Genomic DNA, 21809 nt, shown 5'->3' on the forward strand with positions numbered 1-21809 from the left:
GGCCGCGGCGGATCGCTCCGCCGCGGCCCTTTTTTCGTCCGGCCTGCGCCGCGACGCCCCTACATCAGCCAGTGGTCGTAATAGGCGACCAGATCGGCGTTGTGCAGGGCGCCGTTGAAGGCGCCGGGCGTCGGGCGGACCACCATATCCTCCAGCGCGATCTCAAGACCCGGCTGGACCTGCGGCAGGTCGAAGGCCTTGACCGTGGCGTCGAGCGCCGGAAGCACCGGCGGCTGATCGCCGCCGACGGACAGGAAGTCATCATCCGACAGGGCCGGAAGCGTCCAGACGCCGTCGTCCTTCTCCGACAGGCCGGGTGCGAAACCGCCCGGGAAGCCGGGGAAGCCCGGACCGCCGGGCATGCCCGGGAAGGTCGGCGCGGCCGGGGCGGGGACCATGTAGACCTCGCCGTCCGAGAAGACGATGCGCTCGACATAGAACAACGAGTCCGCGCCGTCGCGCCCCGCCACCGTGTCGGTGATGTGGAACAGCCCTGATGAGGTGGTGGCGGTGTCCAGCGTGTATTCGCTGCGCAGCCCCGTCATATAGACGGTGTCCGTGCCGCTGCCGCCGGTCAGGGTGTCGTCGCCCAGCCCGCCGGTCAGGACATCGTCGCCGTCGTTCCCGTTCAGGCTGTCGTCCCCGGCCAGACCGGTCAGGGTGTCATTCCCCTGACCGCCGATGATGACGTTGTTCGCGGCATTGCCGATGCCCGTGACGTCCGCGGTCAGCGGCACGCTGAACCCGACCTGACCAATGAAGCTGAGGTTCTCGAAATTCTCGGCCAGGGTCCAGCTGGTCAGGGCGGTGCGGATGGTGTCCGTGCCCTCGCCGGCCCGTTCGATCAGGGCCTGCGGCTGGCTGTCGAACTCGTAGATGTCGTCCCCCGTCCCGCCTTCCATGCGGTCGCCGATGGCGCGGAAGCTGACCAGCCGGTCATTGCCCGCCCCGCCGATCAGGGTGTCCACGCCGTCGCCGTTGTCGACGACGGGCTCGCCGAACAGGCCGCCGCTGACATTGCCGCTGCCGCCGTAGAGGGTGTCGTTCCCCTCCAGACCGTGCAGCACATCGTCGCCGTCCCCGCCGAAGAGGGTGTTGTCCAGTGCATTGCCCGTTCCGTTGAACCCGGCGGTCCCGCCGAAGCTCACATAGCTCAGGTGCTCGACATTGGCGGACAGGCGATAGCTGGTCAGGGTCGTCAGGACGCGGTCGTTGTCGCCCTCATCGGCCAGTTCGACCACGGAGTCGCCGACCGCCGAGACGTAGTAGTCGTCGCTGCCCGTCCCGCCGATCAGGGTGTTGGCCGCGCCGGTTCCGCCACTCAGGATGTCATTGCCGTCGCCGCCGATCAGCAGGTCGCGGCCCGTGCCGCCGTAGATGTAGTTGGCCTGGGCGTTGCCGACGGCGGTGAAGTCGCCGGCGCCCGTGTAATAGATCTGCTCCACGTTCGTCGGCACGACGAAGGCGCTGACGCTCACATAGGCCAGGTCATAGCCCTCGCCGGCCAGTTCGATGATCGTGTCGCCGACGGCGTCGACGTAATAGGCGTCGTTTCCACTCCCGCCCTGGAGCTGGTTCGCCGCGCCCGCACCGCCGTAAAGCACGTCCGCTCCCTCGCGGCCCAGCAGGACGTCGCGCCCGGCGCCGCCCCGCAGTTCGTTGCCACCCTCGTCGCCGACCAGAAGGTCGTTGAAGGCCGAGCCCGTGACGTTCTCGAAGCCGGTGAGAACGTCCATGCCGCCTTCGCCGTCCTGCGCCGTACGGGCGTAGAGGTACGCCGCCACGCCGGCGGTCGCGTCGGCATAGGAGACGGTGTCTTCGCCGTCGCCGCCGTACAGCCAGTCATTGCCGCCGCGGCCGTTGATGACGTCGTCGCCCGCGCCGCCGATCAGATAGTTGACGCCCGCGGCGCCCGTCAGGGTGTCGTCGAAGGCCGAGCCGGTCAGGTTCTCGATCCCGCTCAGGACGTCCGAGGACCCGTCGCCGTCGTTCGTCGCCACGCCTGCGTTCAGGTCGGCGGTCACGCCGCCGGCCGCCGCCGTATAGACCGCCGTGTCGCTGCCCAGACCGCCGTTCAGCGTATCGGCGCCCGCGCCGCCGATCAGCAAATCATCGCCGGCGCCGCCGGTGAGGACGTTGTCCGAGGCGTTGCCGTAGCCGGTGAAGGCGCCGGTCCCGGTGAAGGTCAGGTCCTCGACATTGGCGGACAGGGTGTAGAGGTTGCGCGTGGTCTCGACCCGGTCGCGCCCCTGTCCGGCCAGTTCGACCACGGTGTCCTGGGCCTCGACCACATAGACGTCGTCGCCCAGCCCGCCCTGCAGCGTATTGGCCGCGCCCGCGCCGCCGACCAGGATGTCGTTTCCGCCCAGACCCAGCAGGGTGTCGGCGCCCAGGCCGCCGCGCAGGACGTTGTCGGCGCCCGCGCCGATCAGCAGGTCGTTGAAGTCCGAACCGGTCAGGTTCTCAAAGCCCGAAAGCGTATCGGTCCCGGCCCCGCTGGTGTTCTGCGCCACGGTCTGACGCAGGTCGACGCGCACCGCCGAGGTCGCGCCGCTGTAGACCACGGTGTCGGTTCCAGCGGCTCCCCCGATCAGGGTGTCGTCGCCCGCCGTACTGGTCGCGGTGTCGTCGTTGTCCGCGCCGTTCACCCTGATGATCACCTGCTGGTAAACGCCTTCGACACTGTAGTTGAAGGACTCGTAATGGCTGGCGCCCGGGGCCAGGTCCCGCAGCGGACCGGGGTCGTAGGTGAAGGTGCCGTCCGCCTGCACCGTCAGCGTCGCGCCCGAGGGGAAGGTGATCGGCCGACCCACGGCTCCCGGGCTGTCGAACAGGGCATTGACCACAAGCCGGGGACCGCTGTCGGCGCCGTAGCCGTTGTCGGCGAACAGGGAGCCGGTCAGCACGACATCGTCGTCGATGGAGAAGCGGTCTTCCCGCAGGTCGGGCTCGTCCTGGGGGTTGATGGTCACGGTCACGGTCTGGCCGCGCGGCGTGGTGTTCTCATAGACGAAGAACTGGGTCGTGGTGGCCGTCCCCGCGTTGCCGACGGCGATCAGGATGTCCTGGTCTCCGTCCCCGTCGATGTCGGCGCTGTCCAGTCGCGTGACGATTCCGGCGGGGGTCGGTCCGAAGAATGACAGTTGCTGCGCACCGAACACGGGGGCGGTCGCCGTGCCCGTGTTCTCGCGGAAGGTCACTGAGCCGTTCTGGGCGCCCATCAGCATGTCGAGGTCGCCGTCGCCGTCGATGTCGAGCAAAAGAGGATGGGTGACCGTCGAGCCCGACGCGAAGTTCACCGGTCCTTGCCCGGCGGGCAGCAAGGTCAGGGTCGGAGCGGTCGCGCTGCCGGTGTTCTGGATGTAGCGCATGTTGGCGCCGCTATTGCCGACGACCACGTCCAGGTCGCCGTCGCCGTCCAGATCGCCCACCGACACGGCGCTCCGGGCAACGGTTCCGGTCGTGAGGGTGTTCACGAGCGTGAAGTTCGGCGTGGTGGCGTCGCCGTCGTTGCGGAAATAGCGAACTCCGCCCGGGGCCGAGACGAACACATCCAGATCGCCGTCGCCGTCCATGTCGGCCGTTTCGACCTCCGAGAAGGAGCCGTAGTCCGCCGTCAGCCCGGTCGGCGTCGGCGCCAGGCTATAGACCGGCGCCGCGGTCGAACCGGTATTCTGGTAATAGGAGACGAAGCCGTCCGACTGGCCCATGAACAGGTCCAGATCGCCGTCGCCGTCCATGTCCGCCAGTTCGGGCGACGCATTGATCACCAGGCCGGTCGGCAGGCCCGTTGCGACGACCGCGGGCGCGAAGCTGTACCCGGTGACCAGATCGCGGCCGGCGCCGTCCACGACGTTGACATAGAGATCACGCGTAACCGTCGGGGCGTCGGAGACGTTGGCGTAGTACAGATCATTGACCAGCGCCTGCACCGCGGCTGCGGTCGCATTGGCGTTCAGGGTCACGGTCAGGGTCTGGTCGGTTCCGATCACCAGAACGCCGATGGCCACGCCGCCATAGCTGACGGTCGCGCCGCTGTCGGCGCTTGAGAGGGAAATCTGGCCGGCCCCGGCGCCCTGCTGTCCAATCGTGACGCGATCCTCGGCCAACAGGCCGCCGATCACCACCTTGCCGCCGTCGAAATTGCCCTCGGCATCCGTGACGGTCACACCGGTCAGCAGTCGCTGCGGCGCGCTGTTGACCAGGCTCTCGTCGAAGCCGGCGCCGGTTGCGCCGGTCATTACCGGCGCGTCGTTCACCGGCGTGATGGTGATGTTCAGGGTCTGGTCGGCCTGCACGCCACCATCGTCGTCAGTGACGGTATAGCCGATCTGGACGGCCGTTTCCTCGGCGCCGCCGTGCCGGTAACTGATCCGCCCGGCCTGAAGGTCAGCGTAGGTGAAGGTTTGGCCCACCGTCAGGGCGACGCCGCCCAGGAAGACCTCCCCGCCGGGGATGCTGGTCAGGGTGTAGACCAGCTCGGACTGCTGGGTTTCCGTGTCGATGAAGTTCAGTTGCATGTTGGAGATCACCGCGCTGCCGCCCTCGGCGACAGTCAGCCCCGACCCGCCGGACGCCGTCGGCAGACTGTTGATCGGCGTGATGTGGACGTCGATCTCGGCCCCGCGCGTGTCGACCGATTCCAGAACCGTGTAGCGGCCGTCGGCCTGGCCGATGATCAGGTCCAGCCGACCGTCACCGTTCAGATCGAAGACGAAGGGCGCGCTGCGGTTACCCACGTCGATGCCGTCGAACGGGTTGGCGTCGCCGGTCTGTTCGGTGAAGACGGGGGTCAGGCCGCCGCTGCTCTGGAAATAGCGGAGCGTCCCGTCCGCCGAGCCCAGCACCAGATCCACGTCGCCGTCATGATCGACGTCGAGGAAGGCGGGCGCGCTGAAGCCGGTCACCGTGATGGCATCGAACGGGTTGTCGGCGCCGGTCCGGGACTCGAACACCGGATCGGTGGCCGTGCCCGTGTTGGCGAAGAGGTACAGATGGCCGTCCGCCGCGCCGACGATCAGGTCGAGGTCGCCGTCGCTGTCGATGTCGGCCAGGGTCGGCGAGCTGTTGGCGCCCACATCGGCGGTGAAGGCCTGCTGCGCGGCGCTTGGATTGTGCCGGAACAGGCGCAGGGAGCCGTCGGAACCGCCCGCGACGATCGCGTCGGTCGCGTCGCCGTACAGGTTGCCGCGCGTGTAGACCAGGTTCGTCAGCCCGACGTTGGCGACGATGGTCCCCGCGCCGAAACTGGCGGCCTCCATGCCGCGATCATCCACATAGTTGAACCCGTGCAGGGTCAGGTTGGTGTTTGTCGCCGTACCGGAGAACAGGGTCGGGGCGTTGCTGAAGGTCCAGATGAAGGGGGTGGTGGCGCTGCCGTCGTCGATGAGGACGCCGTTGGTCTGGGTGAAGGTGCGGATGGCGAAGGCGTCGCCGGACCGGGTGAGGCCCAGGTCCGCTCCGTTCACATCGACCACGTTCAGGAACAGCTCATGGTGCGCGGTCGGGTCGTTCGACGTGTTCTGATAGGTCAGGTTCTGCACGATCGCCTCGACCGCCGCGGCGGTCACATCGGCGTTGAACGTGATCCGGTATTCGCCCTCGACGGTGCTGACCGTGCCGATCTGCACACCCCCGTAGTAGACGAGGGTGTTGCCGACCACATTGATCTGCCCCGGCGCGTCTCCCGTGCTACGCACGGCGAAGCTGTCGCCCGGGGCGCCGCCCCGAAGCACCAGATAGGCGCCCGCGCCGAAGACGCCGTCGCCCGACAGGGTCGCGCCGGGAGACAGCAGCACTGCGGCGCCACCCTCCGTGACGGACACGGTGGTGTTCAGGCCGGTAAGGACGGATGGCATCTCGGAATTCCCCGCGCATCGCGTCGGACGCCCGGGCGATTAACACATCATTAGGCGTGCCGGACGAACGCGGAAATGTCTGTCCGTCCCAGAGTCTGGTCTGTACGTCCCGGTATCATCAGGGAAATTCCCCTGTGACGCGTGTCCGGGCGCCGGCCTTACTGCACCGGCGTCCAGCCGCCCGCCGAGGCGTTGCGCGCCGCGTCGTTGACGGGGCGGGCGACCAGTCCGGACTGGGTAATCCAGACTTCATACTGGGCGCCGTCGGCCATCGGCATATAGGCCGCGCCGCCGTACAGGGTGTCCACGGCGTCGACGTAGCGCCGGTACTTCCGCGCCGTGTCCCAGGTGCTGATCTTCCACGGCAGGCCGTTGTCCGTCTCCGTCGGCGTCAACGGATGCACGCTGCGCTCGGCGTTGATCTCCTGCTCGACGGACTGGTAGCGGCCCGACAGGCGGTCCAGCCGGTACTGGGTGTCCAGACCCATGACATTGGCCCATGGCTTCCATTTCAGCACCTGCGCCTCGATCCGCCACTCGTCGCCGTGCAGCGGGTAGAGGTTTGTCGCCGCCGGCATGTCCTGACCGCGCGCGTGCTGGATCACCGTCGCCTCGAAATACTGCGGTCCGAGCTGGCGCGTCATGATCGTCGCCACGGGCCGCTCATAGGTCAGGCGAGAATAGGTCTGGATATCCAGCGCCAGCAGTGACGCGATCGCGGCGGCGGCCAGGAAACCCGCGCCGCCGACCCCGCCCAGGAGCCCGCCGACGATCCTGCCCCGGAACAGGGCGCCGAGCCCCTTCACCAGCAGAACCAGGCCGATCAGCCCCACGACCGCCGGAGCGATCCACCACCACCAAACCATCTGCGTCCCTTTCCCCCGATCAAGACGGGACAATCTTTACCGTAAATCCTCAACAGTGCGAGGGTTTCTCCCCCAAGGCGACTGGACAGGGCAAATGGCGGCGCTAATGCTCCCGCCCGATGAGTTCGGCTTGGCGCGACACCCTTGGGGCCTTGGGTCAGTTTTTGCGGACACCCACCCTCGGGCGGCGTGTCGCGGGCCTCCTGACGCTCGCGCTCGTCCTGCTGCTGGCCAGCAACATCGCCACCTTCGTGATGATCGACCGCACGGCGCGCTTCAACGACGATGTGGAAGCCACCCAGCAGCTGCGCCGTCAGACGCGGACCGTGCTGATCCGTCTGATCGACGCCGAGACCGGCCAGCGCGGCTTCCTGCTGACCGGCAATCCCGAATATCTGCAGGTGCATAACGAGGCGTCCCGCGACCTGCCGGAGATGCTGGACGAACTGACCCGCCTGTCGACCGGCGACGTGGACCTCGAACCGCGCGTCGCCCACCTGCGCGAACTGGCCGAGTCCAAGCTGGCGGAACTGCAGCGCACGGTGGACATGGCCCGGACCGGGCGACTGGGACAGGCGCTGGGCGTCGTGCGCAGCAACGAGGGCAAGGCCGCGATGGACGCGTTCCGCGCCGAAACCCTGGCCGTCGACGAGATCACCCAGACGCGCCTGCAGTTCCGCACCCGTCAGACCGAGTGGGCCAGCTCGGTGACGGTGGTCGCCAATGCGATCGGCGCCCTGCTGATCCTGGCGCTGGCCGCCGTCGTGGCCTGGATGCTGCGGCGCTATGTGATGGAGATCCAGGAGGGCCGGGAGGCCATCGCCCGCATGAACGCCGGGCTGGAGGGGCAGGTGCGCGAGCGCACCGCCGACCTGACCCGGGCCAACGAGGAAATCCAGCGCTTCGCCTATATCGTCAGCCACGACCTGCGCGCGCCCCTGGTCAATGTCATGGGCTACACCTCGGAGCTGGAGCAGGCCGGCAAGGTCATCGACAAGGCCATCGCCGACGCCGAGAAGACGCGCCCGGTGGACGCCGACGTCATCATGGCCGTCCGCGAGGACATGCCCGAGGCCATCGGCTTCATCCGGGCGTCGACCGAGAAGATGGACCGGCTGATCAACGCCATCCTGAAGCTGTCCCGCGAAGGCCGCCGCTCCCTGACGCCGGAACTGCTGGACATGTCGAAGATGGTCCAGGGCATCGCCGACAGCCTGAACCACCAGACCGGCGAGGCGAATGCCGAGATCATCGTCGAACCTCTGCCCCGCCTCGACAGCGACCGCCTGTCGGTCGAGCAGGTCTTCGGCAACCTGATCGACAATGCGGTCAAATACCTCGACCATGACCGTCCGGGCCGCATCGTCGTCTCGGGTGAGGAACAGGGCGGCTGGGTCTTCTATCGCATCCAGGACAACGGGCGCGGCATCACGCCCCGGGACCACGAACGCATCTTCGAGCTGTTCCGCCGCTCGGGCCGTCAGGATCGCTCCGGCGAAGGGCTGGGGCTGGCCTTCGTCCGCAACAGCGTTCGCCGGCTCGGCGGCGAAATCACGGTGGATTCAGAGCTCGGAAAGGGCTCGACATTCATCCTCAAATTCCCCACACGCCTCATCCTCGCGGATGCCGGAGAGTATTGATGAGCACTTCCGTCAAGATCGTCATGATCGAAGACGACCTCGGTCACGCCAAGCTGATCGAGAAGAATATCCGCCGCGCCAATATCGCCAACGATATCGCGCACTTCGCCGACGGCAGCTCGGCCATCGACTATCTGTTCAGCCCGGAAGTGCGCGCCAACGGGCCGCTGCTCATCCTGCTGGACCTCAACCTGCCGGATATGTCGGGTACGGACATTCTGGAGCGGGTGAAGAACGACGAACGCCTGCGCCGCGCCCCGGTGGTCGTCCTGACCACCACGGACGACAAGGTCGAGATCCAGCGCTGCTACGATCTGGGCTGCAACGTCTACATCACCAAGCCGGTCGATTATGAGAGCTTCGCGGGCGCGATCCGCCAGCTCGGGCTCTTCCTCTCCGTCATGCAGGCGCCGGAAATCGAGTGAAAACCGAAGGGGAGGTCATTCGCCTGCTCTATATCGACGATGATCGCGGACTGTCGCGACTGGTCGAGAAGGAGCTGGGGCGTCACGGCTATGCCGTCACCTGCGCGCCTGACGGCGACGCGGGGCTGGACCTCCTCATCGCGCGTCCCGGCGATTTCGACGCCGTCGCGCTGGACCACTACATGCCCGGCCGCGAGGGGCTGGACGTCCTGCCGGACATCGTCGCCCTGAACGATCCGCCGCCGGTGGTCTATGTCACCGGGGCTCAGGAGGGCCGCATCGCCGTCGCCGCCCTGCGCGCCGGCGCCGCCGACTACGTCATCAAGGACGTGTCCGAGGACTTCACCGCCCTGCTGCGTAATGCGCTGGAGGAGGCGGTCTCGCGTCGCCGTCTTCAGCGCGAGAACGACGAGGCCCACGAGCAGGTCCGCCTCGCCCGCGACCGGGCCGAGGCCATGCTGCGCGAGGTCAACCACCGCGTCGGCAACTCGCTGCAGCTGGTGTCCAGCTTCATGTCCCTGCAGCTGCGCCACCTGGCCGACGACGGCGCCCGCGCGGCCCTGAAGGAATCCCAGGCGCGGATCGAGGCCGTGGCCCACGTCCACCGCCGCCTCTACACCTCCGGCGACATGTCCTCGGTCGACATGGACGAGTATCTGAAGGGCCTGATCGACGAACTCGGCAAGTCGGTCGGCCCCGGCGCGGGCTCGCCGGCCATCACGCTGGAGGTCGAACCCATGCGCGTTTCGACCGATCAGGCGGTGTCGCTGGGCGTGGTCGTGACCGAATTGGTCACCAACGCCGTCAAATACGCCTACGCCCCCGGCCAGGGCGGCGAAATCCGCGTCATCCTGCGCACCGGCTCCGACGGCCGCGCCCTGCTGACGGTCGAGGACGACGGTCCCGGCATGGGCGACGGCACGCCCAAGGGCACCGGTCTGGGCGGGAAGATCATCTCGGCCATGGCGTCGGGCCTGCGCTCGGCGGTCGAGTTCGACAAGGCTCATAGCGGCGTCCGCGCCCGTCTGGCCTTCGACCTCTGACATGACCGCCGCCCTGCAGTTCGGCCTCGCCGAGCCCGGCCTGGACTACGTCCGCCGTCCCGTCGCCTTCGGCCTGGTCTTCCATGACGGCAGGCTGGCCTGTGTCCGCGTCGATCGCGGGGAGGGCAGCTATTACGACCTGCCGGGCGGGGCCGTGGACGGCGACGAGACCGAGGAGCAGGCGCTGGTTCGCGAGTTCGTCGAGGAGACCGGCATGACCGTCCGTCCCTTCGCCCGCATCGCCGAGGCCGCCCAGTATTTCCGCAAATCCACCGGCGAGCCGCTGAACAACACCGGCGGTTTCTGGATCGCCGAACAGGTCTCGCTGGATCCGTCGGCCAAGGTCGAGGCGGACCACGAACTGGTCTGGCTGCACCCGCACACCGCCCTGACCGAACTGCGCCACGACGCCCACGCCTGGGCGGTCGCGACCTGGCTGCGGCGTAAGGGCTGATCCCGCCGAGGGAACCCCAGCGCCCCCCCACGGTTGTTCCTGCCGAAGCGACGCTCTTCCGGCGTCGTCAACTCAGGGAGCTTATCATGGCCGATCATGATCGCGTTGAAGGCGCCGCCAAGAACCTCGGCGGCAAGGCCAAGGAATTCGCCGGCAAGGTGACCGGTGACGAAAAGCTGAAAGCTGAAGGCAAGGCCGACCAGCTCGAAGGCAAGGTCCAGAACACCGTGGGTGGCATCAAGGACACCCTGCGCGACGACAAGCGCAACTAAGGTTCGCCCGAACCTCACTCAATCAGACGCCGCGCTCCGCAAGGGGCGCGGCGTTTGTCTGTTCGTCGCCTAGTCGCGACCGCCGAGGTTGATGCGCAGTCCCTCTTCGCGGACCGGCTGGCCGCCGACCGTGCACTCCTCGCGATAGGTCATGACGCCCTCGCGCGTGCCGCTGGGGCGGGTGTTGCACACCTTGTCCCTCAGGTCAGGCTCCGCGGGCACGGTGCGGGACGGGGCCGCGCACTGCAGGGCGTAGCGATCCCCCGCGGCTTCCTGACGACAATTGTCCATCGAGGCCGTGGGCCTCAGCCCCGCGGGCACGGCGTTCCCCAGATTGGCGGCGAGGGCGAAGCGGACGCGCGTCTGGCAGGCTTCCATCGTCTCCGACGCGGCCCGGATCAGGGGGCTGCATTCGGACCGCTCATAGCCATAGGGATCGGCCCGGGCCCAGTCCGGGAGCGGCGGCGCTTCGGCCGCAGCGACAGGCTCGGGCGCCGGCAGGGGCGTCGTCCACACCACCGGACCGGCGGCGGCCTGTTGCAGCATCAGGGCGGAAAGCACGGCGGCGGTCAGCATGGGGAAGCCTCCGGATGTGTGCGCCCACGCTAGCCTATTTCGCCAACGCCCGCATCGCCTTCTCGAGGCCTTCCAGCGTCAGCGGATACATCCGCTCATCGACCACTTCGCGGATCAGGCCGACAGAGGCGGAATAGCTCCAGTACCGCTCCGGCGACGGGTTCAGCCAGGCGACCTTGTCCCACTGCTGCGTCGCCCGCTTCAGCCAGACCGCGCCCGCTTCCTCGTTCCAGTGTTCGACCGAGCCGCCGGGCATGGTGATCTCATAGGGGGACATGGTGGCGTCCCCCACGAAGATGGCGCGCCAGTCTGCGGGGTATTTGTTCAGCACGTCCCAGGTGTCGATCTTCTCGGCGTGCCGACGCCGGTTGTCCTTCCACACCCCCTCGTAAAGGCAGTTGTGGAAGTAGAAGAATTCCAGGTGTTTGAACTCGGTTTTCGCGGCCGAGAACAGCTCCTCGCACATCTTCACATGGGCATCCATCGAGCCGCCGATGTCGAGGAACAGCACCACCTTGATCGTATTGCGCCGCTCGGGCCGCATGTGGATGTCCAGCCAGCCCTGACGCGCGGTGCCGTCGATGGTGGCGTCCATGTCCAGTTCTTCGGCCGCCCCCTGACGGGCGAAGCGGCGCAGGCGGCGCAGGGCGACCTTGATGTTGCGGGTGCCCAGCTCGACCTGGTCGTCCAGGTTTTTGTACTCGCGCTTTTCCCAGACCTTCACGGCCCGGCCGTGCTTGCCGGGCCCGCCGATGCGCACGCCCTCGGGATTGTAGCCGCCATGGCCGAACGGGCTGGTCCCGCCGGTGCCGACCCATTTGTTGCCGCCCTCGTGCCGACCCTTCTGCTCCTCGAGCCGCTCTTTCAGCGTCTCCATCAGCTTGTCGAACCCGCCCATGGCCTCGATCTCGGCCTTCTCCTCGTCGGAGAGGAATTTCTCGTTCAGCAACCGCAGCCAGTCTTCGGGCAGACGGGCGGTCAGGTCCTCGCCCGCGCCCACCGTCTCGATGCCCGCGAACACCTTGCCGAACACCTGATCGAAGCGGTCGTAGTGCTTCTCGTCCTTGACCAGCACGGCGCGCGACAGGTGGTAGAAGTCATCGACCTTCCCGTCGGCCAGCCCCTTGTCCATGGCCTCCATCAGATGGAGCCATTCCTTCATCGAGACCGGAACCTTGGCGTCGCGCAGGGCTGTGAAGAAGGGCAGGAGCATGGGAGGCAGACTAGCAGGGGCGGGGCCGCCGCCCAATTAAATCCGGCGCGGGTTGAGGGCTCAGTCCTCGCGCCTCAGCAAGCTGCTCTCAAGCATGAGCCCCGTGTACAGGGCGACGCCCGTCGCATCCCCGTAAGGGCCGGTCGCGCGGGCCTTGAAGCCCCAACCGTCGCGATGGGTCACCAGCGCCATCGTGAGCATTTCGGCGTCGTCCATCCGGATCTTGTAGGCGGCGATCCGCGTCGGGGCGCGGCCTTCCACGGTCGTTGCGGGGAGACTCCCGGTGTAGGGCAGGGCGTCAGGCCAACGGGCCATGATCCCCTGCCGGGCAATGGCCAGAACCTCGGTTGCATCGGGCAGCGGACGGTAATGGGTGGCGTAGAGCGTCAGGTCGATCTTCAGGGCGTCGTCGCGCGAAACGCAGCCCACATCCTCGCCTCGCGGAATGCCGCCGGGGCCTTGCGGGAAGATGTAGACCCGATCCTCGGGGCCGCCGTCGAACGTGCAGGTCATGCCGCTGGCGACGTGGGTCACGCGGGCCACCCCGTCATCCTTGGTCGAGTTGACGAAGATGCCCGCGGCGTCACCGTCGGCGATAAGCTGATCGGCCAGGGCGCGCGACGCGGCGATCTGTTCCGCGCCGGCGCGCGCCGGCGCGTCCTGCGCTACGGCCGCCGGTGCAACGGCCAGGGTGGCGATGAAGGTCAAGCGAGCAAGCATGGTCGTCCCCCGAAAACAGGCGCCGATCAAGCCACGCCCCGTGGCTCCCGTCTATCCGCGCCGCAGGATGAACTCGTCATCGAACCACGAGCCGACCGGATACCGGTACTCGCCCGCCTTTTCGAAGCCGTAGGCCTCATAGAGTTTTTGGGCCTTCAGATTGCCGCTCCAGACGCCGATCCACAGCGGGCCGTCGCTGTTGGCCTCCATCCACTCCAGCGCGATGGCCAGCAGCCGGGTGCCCAACCCCAGTCCCTGCGCGGCCTTGGACACATACAGCCGCCGCAGCTCCGCATGACTGCTCTTGCCGTCGGGGTGGGGCAGGGTGTTCGGCCCCGTGTTGGCGAAGGCCAGCAGTTCGCCGTCCCGTTCCGCCACCCACCAGGCCGCGCCCCGTTCGGCCATCTTGGTGCGGATGGTGTCGGCGTTGAAACTGGCGTCCAGAAACGCCGTCAGGTCCGCCACCGGATAGGGAATGCCGAACCCGGTCACGAAGGTGTCGACGAAGGTTTCCCGACCCAGGTCGGCCAGGGCTTGCGCGTCTTCGATGCGGGCGGGACGGATCGTGGCTTCGGTCATGGCTCCGCCCTAGAGCCTGTATCCGCGCGCGACAAGTCGAGGGCGCGCGCCTAGTCTCGCCGTCATGAGCGCCACCCTTTTCACCCACACCGACATGCTCGCCCACCAGCCGGGTCAGGGCCATCCGGAAAGCCCCGAGCGGCTGCGCGCCGTTCTGGGGGCTCTGGCGGAGGCCGGGCTGGATCGCGACCGCCGGCAGGCGACCGAAGCCGCCGTCGCCGATCTGGAGCGACTGCATCCCGCCGCCTATGTGGCCCGCCTGCTGGACGCCTCGCCCGTCGAAGGTCTGAACCAGTTGGACGCCGACACCGTCCTGTCTCCCGGCAGCATTCGCGCCGCGCGGCTGGCGGCCGGGGCGGTGGTCGATGCGGTGCGCGCGGTGAGCCGGGGCGAACTGACCCGCGCCTTCGCCGCCATCCGCCCGCCCGGCCACCATGCCGAGCCGGACCGCGCCATGGGCTTCTGCCTGTTCTCCAACGTCGCCGTGGCGGCGCGGGTGGCGCAGGCGGAAGGGCTGGCCCGTGTCGCCGTCATCGATTTCGACGTCCACCACGGCAACGGCACCCAGGCGGCCTTCGAGGATGACGACAGCCTGTTCCTCGGCTCCATCCACCAGATGCCCCTCTATCCCGGCACGGGCGCCGCGTCGGAGACCGGCGTCGGCAATATCGTCAACGCGCCGGTCCCGGCCCATGCGGCGCGCGAGGCCTGGCGCGCCACCTTCTCCGGCGGGTTGATGCCCGCGCTGCAGGATTTCCGGCCGGACCTGATTCTGATCTCCGCTGGTTTCGACGCCCACCGGCGTGATCCGTTGGCGCATCAGAGCCTCGAGGCCGAAGATTTCGCCTGGGCCACCCGCGCTGTCATCGAGGTCGCGCGGTCATGCTGCGGGGGAAAGGTTGTCTCCTCGCTCGAGGGCGGTTACGACCTAGAGGGGCTGGGCCGTTCGTCGGTCGCCCATGTACAGGCCTTGGGGGAGGAATAAGGACAGACCGCCGCAAGGCGTTGGTCCGCACATCATGCCCCTCGCCGCGAGAGACACGTCCTTGGTTGAAGCCCCCGCGTCCGCACCGATCGAGCCCGCGCCGTCTCGCGCGGCCCCGCTGGCGGTGCGTCCCGGCTCCATCACCCTGGCGCGTCACGGCGAACCCGCCCTGTCGCGCAAATGCATGCTGACCTCGGATCAGTACCGCGAGTGGTGGGCCCGATACGAGGTCGGCGGCCTGCGCGCGGGCCAGACTCCGCCGCCCGAACTGCTGGCCACCGCCGAGGGCGCGGGCGCGATCTACGCCTCGACCCGTCCCCGGGCGCAGGAAACCGCCGCCGCCGCCGCCGCGGGCAAGGAGATCCTGACCGACGCCCTGTTCATCGAGGCGCCCCTGCCGCCGCCGCACTTCCCGGCCTGGTTCAAGCTTCCGCCGAAATACTGGGGCGGCGTCGCCCGCTTCTGGTGGCACGCCTTCAATCATCATGAGGGGCAGGAAACCCGCCGGGAGGCCGAGGCCCGCGCCGAACAGGCCGCGCAGGTCCTGATCGGCCGCGCCGCCTCCGGCCAGGACGTGCTGGTGCTGGCCCACGGCTATTTCAACCACATGGTCGGCAAGCGGCTGAAGGCCGCCGGCTGGAAGCTCGTCCACAACCAGGGCTTCCGCTACTGGTCCCAGCGCCGCTTCGAGAAGCGCTGACGGAGACGCATATGATCCGGCGGTTCCTGCTTTCCGGCCTGCTCTGCCTGTCCGCCCTGACGGCCGCGCCCGCCCTCGCGCAGGACGCGCCGACGACCGAAGCGGTCGCGGAAGCCGGCGTCCGGGTCGCCCTCGTGACCACCCTGGGGACCATCGTCATCGAGACCGACCCCCGCGCGCCGATCACCTCCGCCAACTTCCTGCGCTATGTCGACGAGCATCGCTTCGACGGCACGACCTTCTATCGCGGCATGGAGCTGGGGGCCGACATCGGCCTGATCCAGGGCGGCACGAACAACGCCCGGACCCGCATCCTGCCGCCCGTCGCCCATGAGCCGACCAGCCAGACGGGCCTGACCCATACCGACGGCGTCATCTCCATGGCCCGCTACACGCCCGGCACGGCGACCGGCGATTTCTTCATTATCCGGGGCCCGCTGACCTCGCTCGATGCGGGCAAGACCGCGCCCGACGATCCCGGCTTCGCCGCCTTCGGGCGGGTGGTTGAGGGCATGGATCTGGTCCGCGCCATCCTGGTCGCGCCCAAGTCGCCGACGGAGGGCGAGGGGGTGATGAAGGGCCAGATGCTGGCGCCGCCCGTGCAGATCCTCTCCGCCGCCCGCGTCGCTGAAAGCCGGGATTAAGCGCTCTGACCGCTTGAGGCGCGCTTCCGGCCCCTCTAGGGTCGCCGGACATGACCGACGCCGCCCCCATCCCCGCCGACCTCAGCTTCGAAGACGCCCTGCAGCGGCTGGAGCAGATCGTTCAGAAGCTGGAATCCGGACAGGCTCCGCTGGAGGAATCCATCGCCCTGTACGAAGAGGGCGCGCGCCTCAAGGCCCACTGCGAGGCCCGGCTCAAGGCGGCCCAGCTGCGCGTCGAGAAGATCGTCGTGGGCCCCGACGGCCAGCCGCGCGGCGCCGAACCGGCCGCGTTCGACTGATGTCGGCCATCGCCGAAACCATCGGCTTCGACGACTTCATGAAGGTCGATATCCGGGTCGGGCAGGTCGTGAAGGCCGAGCCCTTCCCCGAGGCGCGCAAGCCCGCCTACAGGCTGACCATCGACTTCGGCCCCGACATCGGCGTGAAGAAGTCGTCGGCCCAGATCACCGTCCACTACACGCTGGACGAGCTGCAGGGCCGCAAGGTCGCCGCCGTCGTCAACTTCCCGCCGCGCCAGATCGGGCCCGTGATGTCCGAGGTCCTGACGCTGGGCTTCCCGGATGCGGAGGGCAATGTCGTGCTGGTCGGCGTCGACCGCGACACCCCCCTGGGCGGGAGACTGTTCTGATGCAAAAGCCTCACGCCGCCAACTCTCCCGAACAGGGCGTCATCGACCGGGTGGCCGAGGTCGCCGACCTGGTCACCGTGGCGCTGGACGAACTGCTGCCCCGCGCCGAAGGCCCCGAGTCCCGCCTGACCGAGGCCATGCGTTACGCCGCCCTCGGGCCCGGCAAGCGCCTGCGCCCCTTCTTCGCGCTGGAGGCGGCCCAGCTGTTCGATATCGAGGAACGCCCCGTCCTGCGCGCCGCCTGCGCGCTGGAGTGCGTCCACGCCTACAGCCTGGTCCACGACGACCTGCCCTGCATGGACGACGACGACATGCGCCGGGGCCGCCCGACCGTGCACCGCGCCTATGACGAGGCCACCGCCGTGCTCGCCGGCGACGCCCTCCAGACCGCCGCCTTCGACATCATCCTGCATGAGGACACCCACGAGGATCCGGCCATCCGCTGCGAGCTGGCGGCGCGGTTGTCGCTGGCGTCCGGCGCCCGCGGCATGGCCGGCGGCCAGATGATCGACCTGCTGGGCGTGCGCGACGACCTGGGCGGCGTCGCCCGCATGCAGCGGCTCAAGACCGGGGCCCTGTTCACCTTCGCCTTCGAGATTCCGCTGATCATCGCCGGGGCCCGCGAGAGCCACCGTCAGGCCCTGACCAGCTTCGCCCACGACATCGGCCTGGCCTACCAGATCGTCGATGATCTGCTGGACGTGGAAGGCGACGAGGACATTCTCGGCAAGGCGGCGGGCAAGGACGCGGCCCAGGGCAAGACCAATTTCGTCACCCTTCTGGGCGTCGATCAGGCGCGGCACAGGGTCGCGCACCTCGCCGATCAGGCCCGCGCCCATCTGGACCTGTTCGGCCCCGACGCCGATATCCTCAAGGCCAGCGTGGACTTTGTGCTTCAGCGCAGGTCCTGATAGGGGGGCTTCCCCTGCACCGTTCCTGCACGGATTTTCCTGACCGGATCGACCTCGACCGCAGCGAAATGCTCTACTGCGTGTTGGAAGACCAAAGGCTTAGGTACAAACACCCCGCATGCCCGACACGCCCCTTCTCGACCAAGTCAAGTTCCCCGCCGATATGCGGAGCTTCGATATTCCCCAGCTCAAACAGCTGGCCGACGAAGTGCGGGCGGAGACCATCGACGCCGTCTCCGTCACCGGCGGCCACCTGGGCGCGGGTCTGGGCGTGGTCGAGCTGTCGGTCGCGCTTCACCATGTGTTCGAGACGCCCAGGGACATCCTGATCTGGGACGTCGGTCACCAGTGCTATCCGCACAAGATCCTGACCGGGCGTCGCGACCGCATCCGCACCCTGCGCATGGGCGGCGGCCTGTCGGGCTTCACCAAGCGCAGCGAGAGCGAATACGACCCCTTCGGCGCGGCCCACGCCTCGACCTCGATCAGCGCCGCGCTCGGCTTCGCCGCCGCCCGCGACCAGAAGGGCGAGAGCAACCGCGTCGTGGCCGTCATCGGCGACGGCTCCATGTCCGCCGGCATGGCCTATGAGGCCATGAACAACGCCATCGAGGCCACCAGCGGCCAGCTGATGGTGGTCCTCAACGACAACGACATGTCCATCGCCCCGCCGGTGGGCGGGATGAGCGCCTATCTGGCGCGTCAGGTCTCGGGCGGCGCCTATCGCCAGGTCCGCAACATCGGCAAGAAATTCGTCGAACACCTGCCGCGGCCGTTCAAGGAAGCCGCCCGCAAGGCCGAGGAATACGCCCGCGGCATGGTCGTCGGCGGCACCTTCTTCGAGGAGCTGGGCTTCTACTATGTCGGTCCGATCGACGGGCATGACATGGACAACCTCGTCCCCATCCTGAAGAACGCCGCCGCCATCACCGACCGCCCGGTGCTGGTCCATGTCGTGACGCAGAAGGGCAAGGGCTACGCCCCGGCCGAAAGCAGCGCCGACAAGCTGCACGCGGTGGTCAAGTTCGACGTGGTCTCGGGCAAGCAGACCAAGCCCGTCTCCAACACCCCCAGCTACACCAAGGTCTTCGGGACCGAGCTGATCAAGCGCGCGCGGATCGACCCGTCGGTGGTCGCCATCACCGCCGCCATGCCGTCGGGCACGGGGCTGGACCTGTTCGGCGCGGCCTTCCCGACCCGCACCTATGACGTCGGCATCGCCGAACAGCATGCCGTCACCTTCGCCGCCGGCCTCGCCGCCGACGGGATGAAGCCGGTCTGCGCCATCTATTCCACCTTCCTTCAGCGCGGCTACGACCAGGTCGTCCACGACGTGGCCATCCAGTCCCTGCCGGTCCGGTTCGCCATGGACCGCGCCGGCCTGGTCGGCGCCGACGGCTCGACCCACGCGGGTTCGTTCGACATCGGCTTCATGGGCGCCCTGCCGGGCATGGTGCTGATGGCCGCCGCCGACGAGGCCGATCTGGCCGCCATGATCGCCACCAGCCTGGAGATCGACGACCGGCCCTCGGCCTTCCGCTATCCGCGCGGCGACGGCGTCGGGGTCGAGATCCCGGAACTGGCCGCCCCGCTGCAGATCGGCAAGGGCCGCATCATCCGCGAGGGCACGACCGTCGCCATCCTGTCGCTGGGCACCCGGCTGCAGGAATCGCTCAAGGCCGCCGACGTTCTGGCCGCGCGCGGCGTCTCGGTCACCGTCGCCGACGCTCGCTTCGCCAAGCCGCTGGACGAGGACCTGATCCTGCGTCTGGCCCGCGAGCACGAATGCCTGATCACGGTGGAGGAGGGCGCCATGGGCGGCTTCGGCGGCTTCGTGCTGCAGATGCTGGCGGCAAGGGGCGCGCTCGACGCCGGGCTGAAGATCCGCACCCTGCACCTGCCCGACGTCTTCCAGGATCAGGACAGCCCGGTCGCCCAGTACGCCCAGGCCGGCCTCAACGCCGACCAGATCGCCGCCACCGCCCTGCAGGCCCTCGGCGTCGAGGCGACCCGCGCCGTCCGCGCCTGACGTCGCAGGCAACTTCGGACCGCGTCCGCCGTTCCGCTGGGCACGGTGGGCGGTTCGGAGTTTCACGGTCATGCAACGCATTATTCCCGCCCTCGCCCTCGCGCTCGCCGCGGGGCCCGTTCTCGCGCAGGAGGTGGCCGCTCCGCCCGAGGCCCAGCCCATCTTCCGCGAGGGGGACGCCGCCATGACCTGCCGTCAGATTTCCGATGAGGCCGCCGAGCTCAGCGCCGGGATGGGCGGCGCGCACGGCGGGGGCGTCTTCAGCAGCGTGGTGGGTGTGGGACGCGCGGGCGCGGCGATGCTGATCCCGGGCGCGGGTTTGGCCATCGCGGGCGTCGACGCCCTGAACCGGCCCGGCCGGGAGCGCCGCGAGGCGCGCGAGGCCGCCGTGGAACAGCGCTGGTACTATCTCAACGGCCTCTACACCGGCCTGCGCTGCGGCGAGCCCACCGCCGAACCGCCCGCGAACTGATCCGCCGCTTCGGCTGAACCCTTCACCTCTCCATCGCCCCTTCAAGGCGATGGAGAGGACAGATCGGCGCGTCAGCGTCGATCAGGAGAGGGCGGCTCCGTCAGGGCCGGAAAAGCCGCTCCCGCTCCCGATGGGAGAGGGCTTGAGCCTCCGGAAGCGAAGCGATCGGCAAGGCGAAAGGGTGAGGGTCGATCGTCGGCATTCGGCGTAAGCCGCAGCCCTTGTCATCCCGGCCGGAGCGAAGCGGAGAGCCGGGACGCGCGGCGCACTCTTCAACGCACTCCCGGAAAGCGCGCAGCGCTTGTCCGGGAGCAGGGTTGAGTTCACCTCCGGCTGTCGCCCGGCTCAGCCCTGACGGGCTGTCCGGGCGTGGATCATCTTGACCACCATCGCGTCCCGGCTCTCCGCTTCGCTCCGGCCGGGATGACAAGCGGGCCTTTCTCCATAGCCCAAGCGGTGTCCGTCCTCCAAAAATACGCAGTCATTCCCCCTGAACCCGCACATCTCCACCGCCTAACCCCCTGATCCCGCGCTCGAAAATAATCCCCCAGCGTCATCTTCCCGCCTGAGGAAGCCCCCGCCGCACACTCAACCCATCCCGTCGATGGGGAGGGCGTCGGATCCACGCTTCTCGACGACGGCGGGCTGTGGTTGAGCGATGAAGCCTGCGCGATGGAGAGTGCAGGGGGCCTCGTCGGGCAGGGAGGGATCCTGCCCGCTTGCTCGCCGCGCTGCCTGTGGAGCGGGCCGATGGCGATTGATCGTTATGTCCGCCCCGCGTCGGTCGTCGGCAACGGCGTCGGCGGATGATCCGGCAAGGCTCCAACAGGAGGGCCGCCAGCCGGAGGGCGCGCGTACAACGACCACGCGGGACGTCGCTCTCGTCGAAACGGTAAACCAATAACCACACCGGGCGAGGCCCGGCGTCCCGCGCCCTTCCCATCCCCGCTTCAGGCCGAAGCGGCCAAAAGTCGTGCCCGGTCCTCACCTCTCCATCGCCCCTTCAAGGCGATGGAGAGGACAGATCGGCGCGCCAGCGTCGATCAGGAGAGGGCGGCGCGGTGTCGGCCGGAGTGGTCCCGAACCCCGATGTCATCGGCCCCCGCCGGATCGCACGTCTCCAGACGGCCCGCGCTCCTCAATCCACCGCCCCAGACGCGCCGTCGTCGCCAGGAACCCGCCCGGCCCCGAAACCCCGAAACCCCCTTCGAAAGGCAGTCGAAACCGCGAATCCCGACCCCCGCCCAGCGACCGTTCGCCACGCCTGGCCTGTGGAGAAATAAATATGCGAAATTTCAATAGACTGAGGCATGGTTCAGCCGCCTTGACCTGCGCGGGTCTCGCCTATAGGTTCCGCGCCGAATTCAGACCCCCTCCGGCCTCACCGTCGGAGCGCTGAGGCCCATATGTCCCTGCCCCCGGAATCGCGCGAAGAGGCGATCGCTCGTCTCAACAAGAGCGCATCCGACATGGAGGCGCGCAACGCGCCGCCGACGTCGGCGGAGGCTGCGGGCATGGCGGTGACCAGTCAGGCCTGGAAGATCGTCGCCGACCTGTTCGGCGGGGTCTTCATCGGACTGGCGGCGGGGTTCGGGGCGGACTGGCTCTTCGGAACCAGGCCCTGGGGGATTATCGGCGGGGTCCTTCTGGGCTTCGCCCTGTCGATTTACATGGCGCGTCGCACAGCCCACCGGCTGATGGCGCAGGCAAAAGCAGCCGGGGTGGAGCCCAAATCCATCCCGTTCGATGACGAAGACGAGGAGCGATAGGCGC

20 protein-coding genes are annotated in these 21809 nt (G+C 68.3%); 14 read left to right on the forward strand and 6 right to left on the reverse strand.

The genetic code is table 11. From position 1 onward, the window contains the following. Positions 1-59 precede the first annotated feature (59 nt). Both ACW174_RS09825 and ACW174_RS09830 read right to left on the reverse strand, forming a co-directional pair. A complete protein-coding gene (locus ACW174_RS09825) occupies positions 60-5858 on the reverse strand; it encodes a beta strand repeat-containing protein (protein WP_492014248.1) in 5799 nt (1932 codons plus the stop codon). Between the two features lie 158 nt (positions 5859-6016). Beyond that, positions 6017-6724 (reverse strand): hypothetical protein, encoded by a 708-nt coding sequence (locus ACW174_RS09830; RefSeq protein WP_492014249.1) that lies wholly within the window; start codon positions 6722-6724, stop codon positions 6017-6019. Positions 6725-6888: 164 nt separating this feature from the next. Here ACW174_RS09830 and ACW174_RS09835 point away from each other — a divergent pair, with 164 nt between their 5' ends. The 5 genes from ACW174_RS09835 (at position 6889) to ACW174_RS09855 (ending at position 10558) form a co-directional block, all read left to right on the forward strand. Next, positions 6889-8364: a sensor histidine kinase gene (locus ACW174_RS09835; RefSeq protein WP_492014250.1), complete on the forward strand. Its 1476-nt coding sequence runs from the start codon at positions 6889-6891 to the stop codon at positions 8362-8364. After that, complete coding sequence (locus ACW174_RS09840) at positions 8364-8789, forward strand: response regulator (RefSeq protein WP_492014251.1); 426 nt, start codon at positions 8364-8366, stop codon at positions 8787-8789. The genes ACW174_RS09835 and ACW174_RS09840 overlap by 1 nt, the downstream gene beginning before the upstream one ends. Further along, on the forward strand, positions 8786-9832 hold the full coding sequence (locus tag ACW174_RS09845; protein WP_492014252.1) for a sensor histidine kinase: 1047 nt from the start codon (positions 8786-8788) through the stop codon (positions 9830-9832). Before ACW174_RS09840 ends, ACW174_RS09845 begins: the two co-directional genes overlap by 4 nt. Position 9833: 1 nt before the next feature. Continuing rightward, entirely contained in the window at positions 9834-10286 is a 453-nt protein-coding gene (locus ACW174_RS09850) for an NUDIX domain-containing protein (RefSeq protein ID WP_492014253.1), read from the forward strand. Between the two features lie 86 nt (positions 10287-10372). Then, positions 10373-10558: a CsbD family protein gene (locus ACW174_RS09855; RefSeq protein WP_492014254.1), complete on the forward strand. Its 186-nt coding sequence runs from the start codon at positions 10373-10375 to the stop codon at positions 10556-10558. A 69-nt stretch (positions 10559-10627) separates the two neighbouring features. Here ACW174_RS09855 and ACW174_RS09860 read toward each other — a convergent pair whose 3' ends face one another. From ACW174_RS09860 to ACW174_RS09875, 4 genes are read right to left on the reverse strand one after another with little or no spacing between them, the layout of a single operon-like run. After that, complete coding sequence (locus ACW174_RS09860) at positions 10628-11134, reverse strand: hypothetical protein (RefSeq protein ID WP_492014255.1); 507 nt, start codon at positions 11132-11134, stop codon at positions 10628-10630. Positions 11135-11168: 34 nt separating this feature from the next. Beyond that, complete coding sequence (locus tag ACW174_RS09865; RefSeq protein ID WP_492014256.1) at positions 11169-12347, reverse strand: vWA domain-containing protein; 1179 nt, start codon at positions 12345-12347, stop codon at positions 11169-11171. Positions 12348-12407: 60 nt separating this feature from the next. After that, positions 12408-13067 (reverse strand): hypothetical protein, encoded by a 660-nt coding sequence (locus ACW174_RS09870; RefSeq protein ID WP_492014257.1) that lies wholly within the window; start codon positions 13065-13067, stop codon positions 12408-12410. A gap of 51 nt (positions 13068-13118) precedes the next feature. Continuing rightward, entirely contained in the window at positions 13119-13646 is a 528-nt protein-coding gene (locus tag ACW174_RS09875; RefSeq protein WP_492014258.1) for a GNAT family N-acetyltransferase, read from the reverse strand. 64 nt (positions 13647-13710) lie between these two features. On the opposite strand from ACW174_RS09875, the gene ACW174_RS09880 reads away from it, so the two are divergent. From ACW174_RS09880 to ACW174_RS09920, 9 genes are all read left to right on the forward strand, one after another. Then, positions 13711-14631, forward strand: a complete 921-nt coding sequence (locus ACW174_RS09880) for a histone deacetylase family protein (protein ID WP_492014259.1) — start codon at positions 13711-13713, stop codon at positions 14629-14631. Between the two features lie 61 nt (positions 14632-14692). After that, entirely contained in the window at positions 14693-15331 is a 639-nt protein-coding gene (locus ACW174_RS09885; RefSeq protein ID WP_492014260.1) for a histidine phosphatase family protein, read from the forward strand. An 11-nt stretch (positions 15332-15342) separates the two neighbouring features. Further along, complete coding sequence (locus ACW174_RS09890; RefSeq protein ID WP_492014261.1) at positions 15343-15975, forward strand: peptidylprolyl isomerase; 633 nt, start codon at positions 15343-15345, stop codon at positions 15973-15975. Positions 15976-16025: 50 nt separating this feature from the next. Continuing rightward, entirely contained in the window at positions 16026-16274 is a 249-nt protein-coding gene (locus tag ACW174_RS09895; RefSeq protein ID WP_492014262.1) for an exodeoxyribonuclease VII small subunit, read from the forward strand. Beyond that, a complete protein-coding gene (locus tag ACW174_RS09900) occupies positions 16274-16624 on the forward strand; it encodes a tRNA-binding protein (protein ID WP_492014263.1) in 351 nt (116 codons plus the stop codon). The genes ACW174_RS09895 and ACW174_RS09900 overlap by 1 nt, the downstream gene beginning before the upstream one ends. Then, complete coding sequence (locus ACW174_RS09905; protein ID WP_492014264.1) at positions 16624-17535, forward strand: polyprenyl synthetase family protein; 912 nt, start codon at positions 16624-16626, stop codon at positions 17533-17535. The genes ACW174_RS09900 and ACW174_RS09905 overlap by 1 nt, the downstream gene beginning before the upstream one ends. Positions 17536-17653: 118 nt before the next feature. Next, a complete protein-coding gene (dxs, locus tag ACW174_RS09910; RefSeq protein WP_492014265.1) occupies positions 17654-19564 on the forward strand; it encodes a 1-deoxy-D-xylulose-5-phosphate synthase in 1911 nt (636 codons plus the stop codon). Positions 19565-19634: 70 nt separating this feature from the next. Beyond that, positions 19635-20036, forward strand: coding sequence for a hypothetical protein (locus tag ACW174_RS09915; protein ID WP_492014266.1), 402 nt, complete (start codon positions 19635-19637; stop codon positions 20034-20036). Between the two features lie 1406 nt (positions 20037-21442). Beyond that, positions 21443-21805, forward strand: coding sequence for an AtpZ/AtpI family protein (locus ACW174_RS09920; RefSeq protein ID WP_492014267.1), 363 nt, complete (start codon positions 21443-21445; stop codon positions 21803-21805). The last annotated feature ends 4 nt before the right edge of the window (positions 21806-21809 follow it).

It is taken from the genome of Brevundimonas sp. AVps31 (assembly GCF_058681355.1).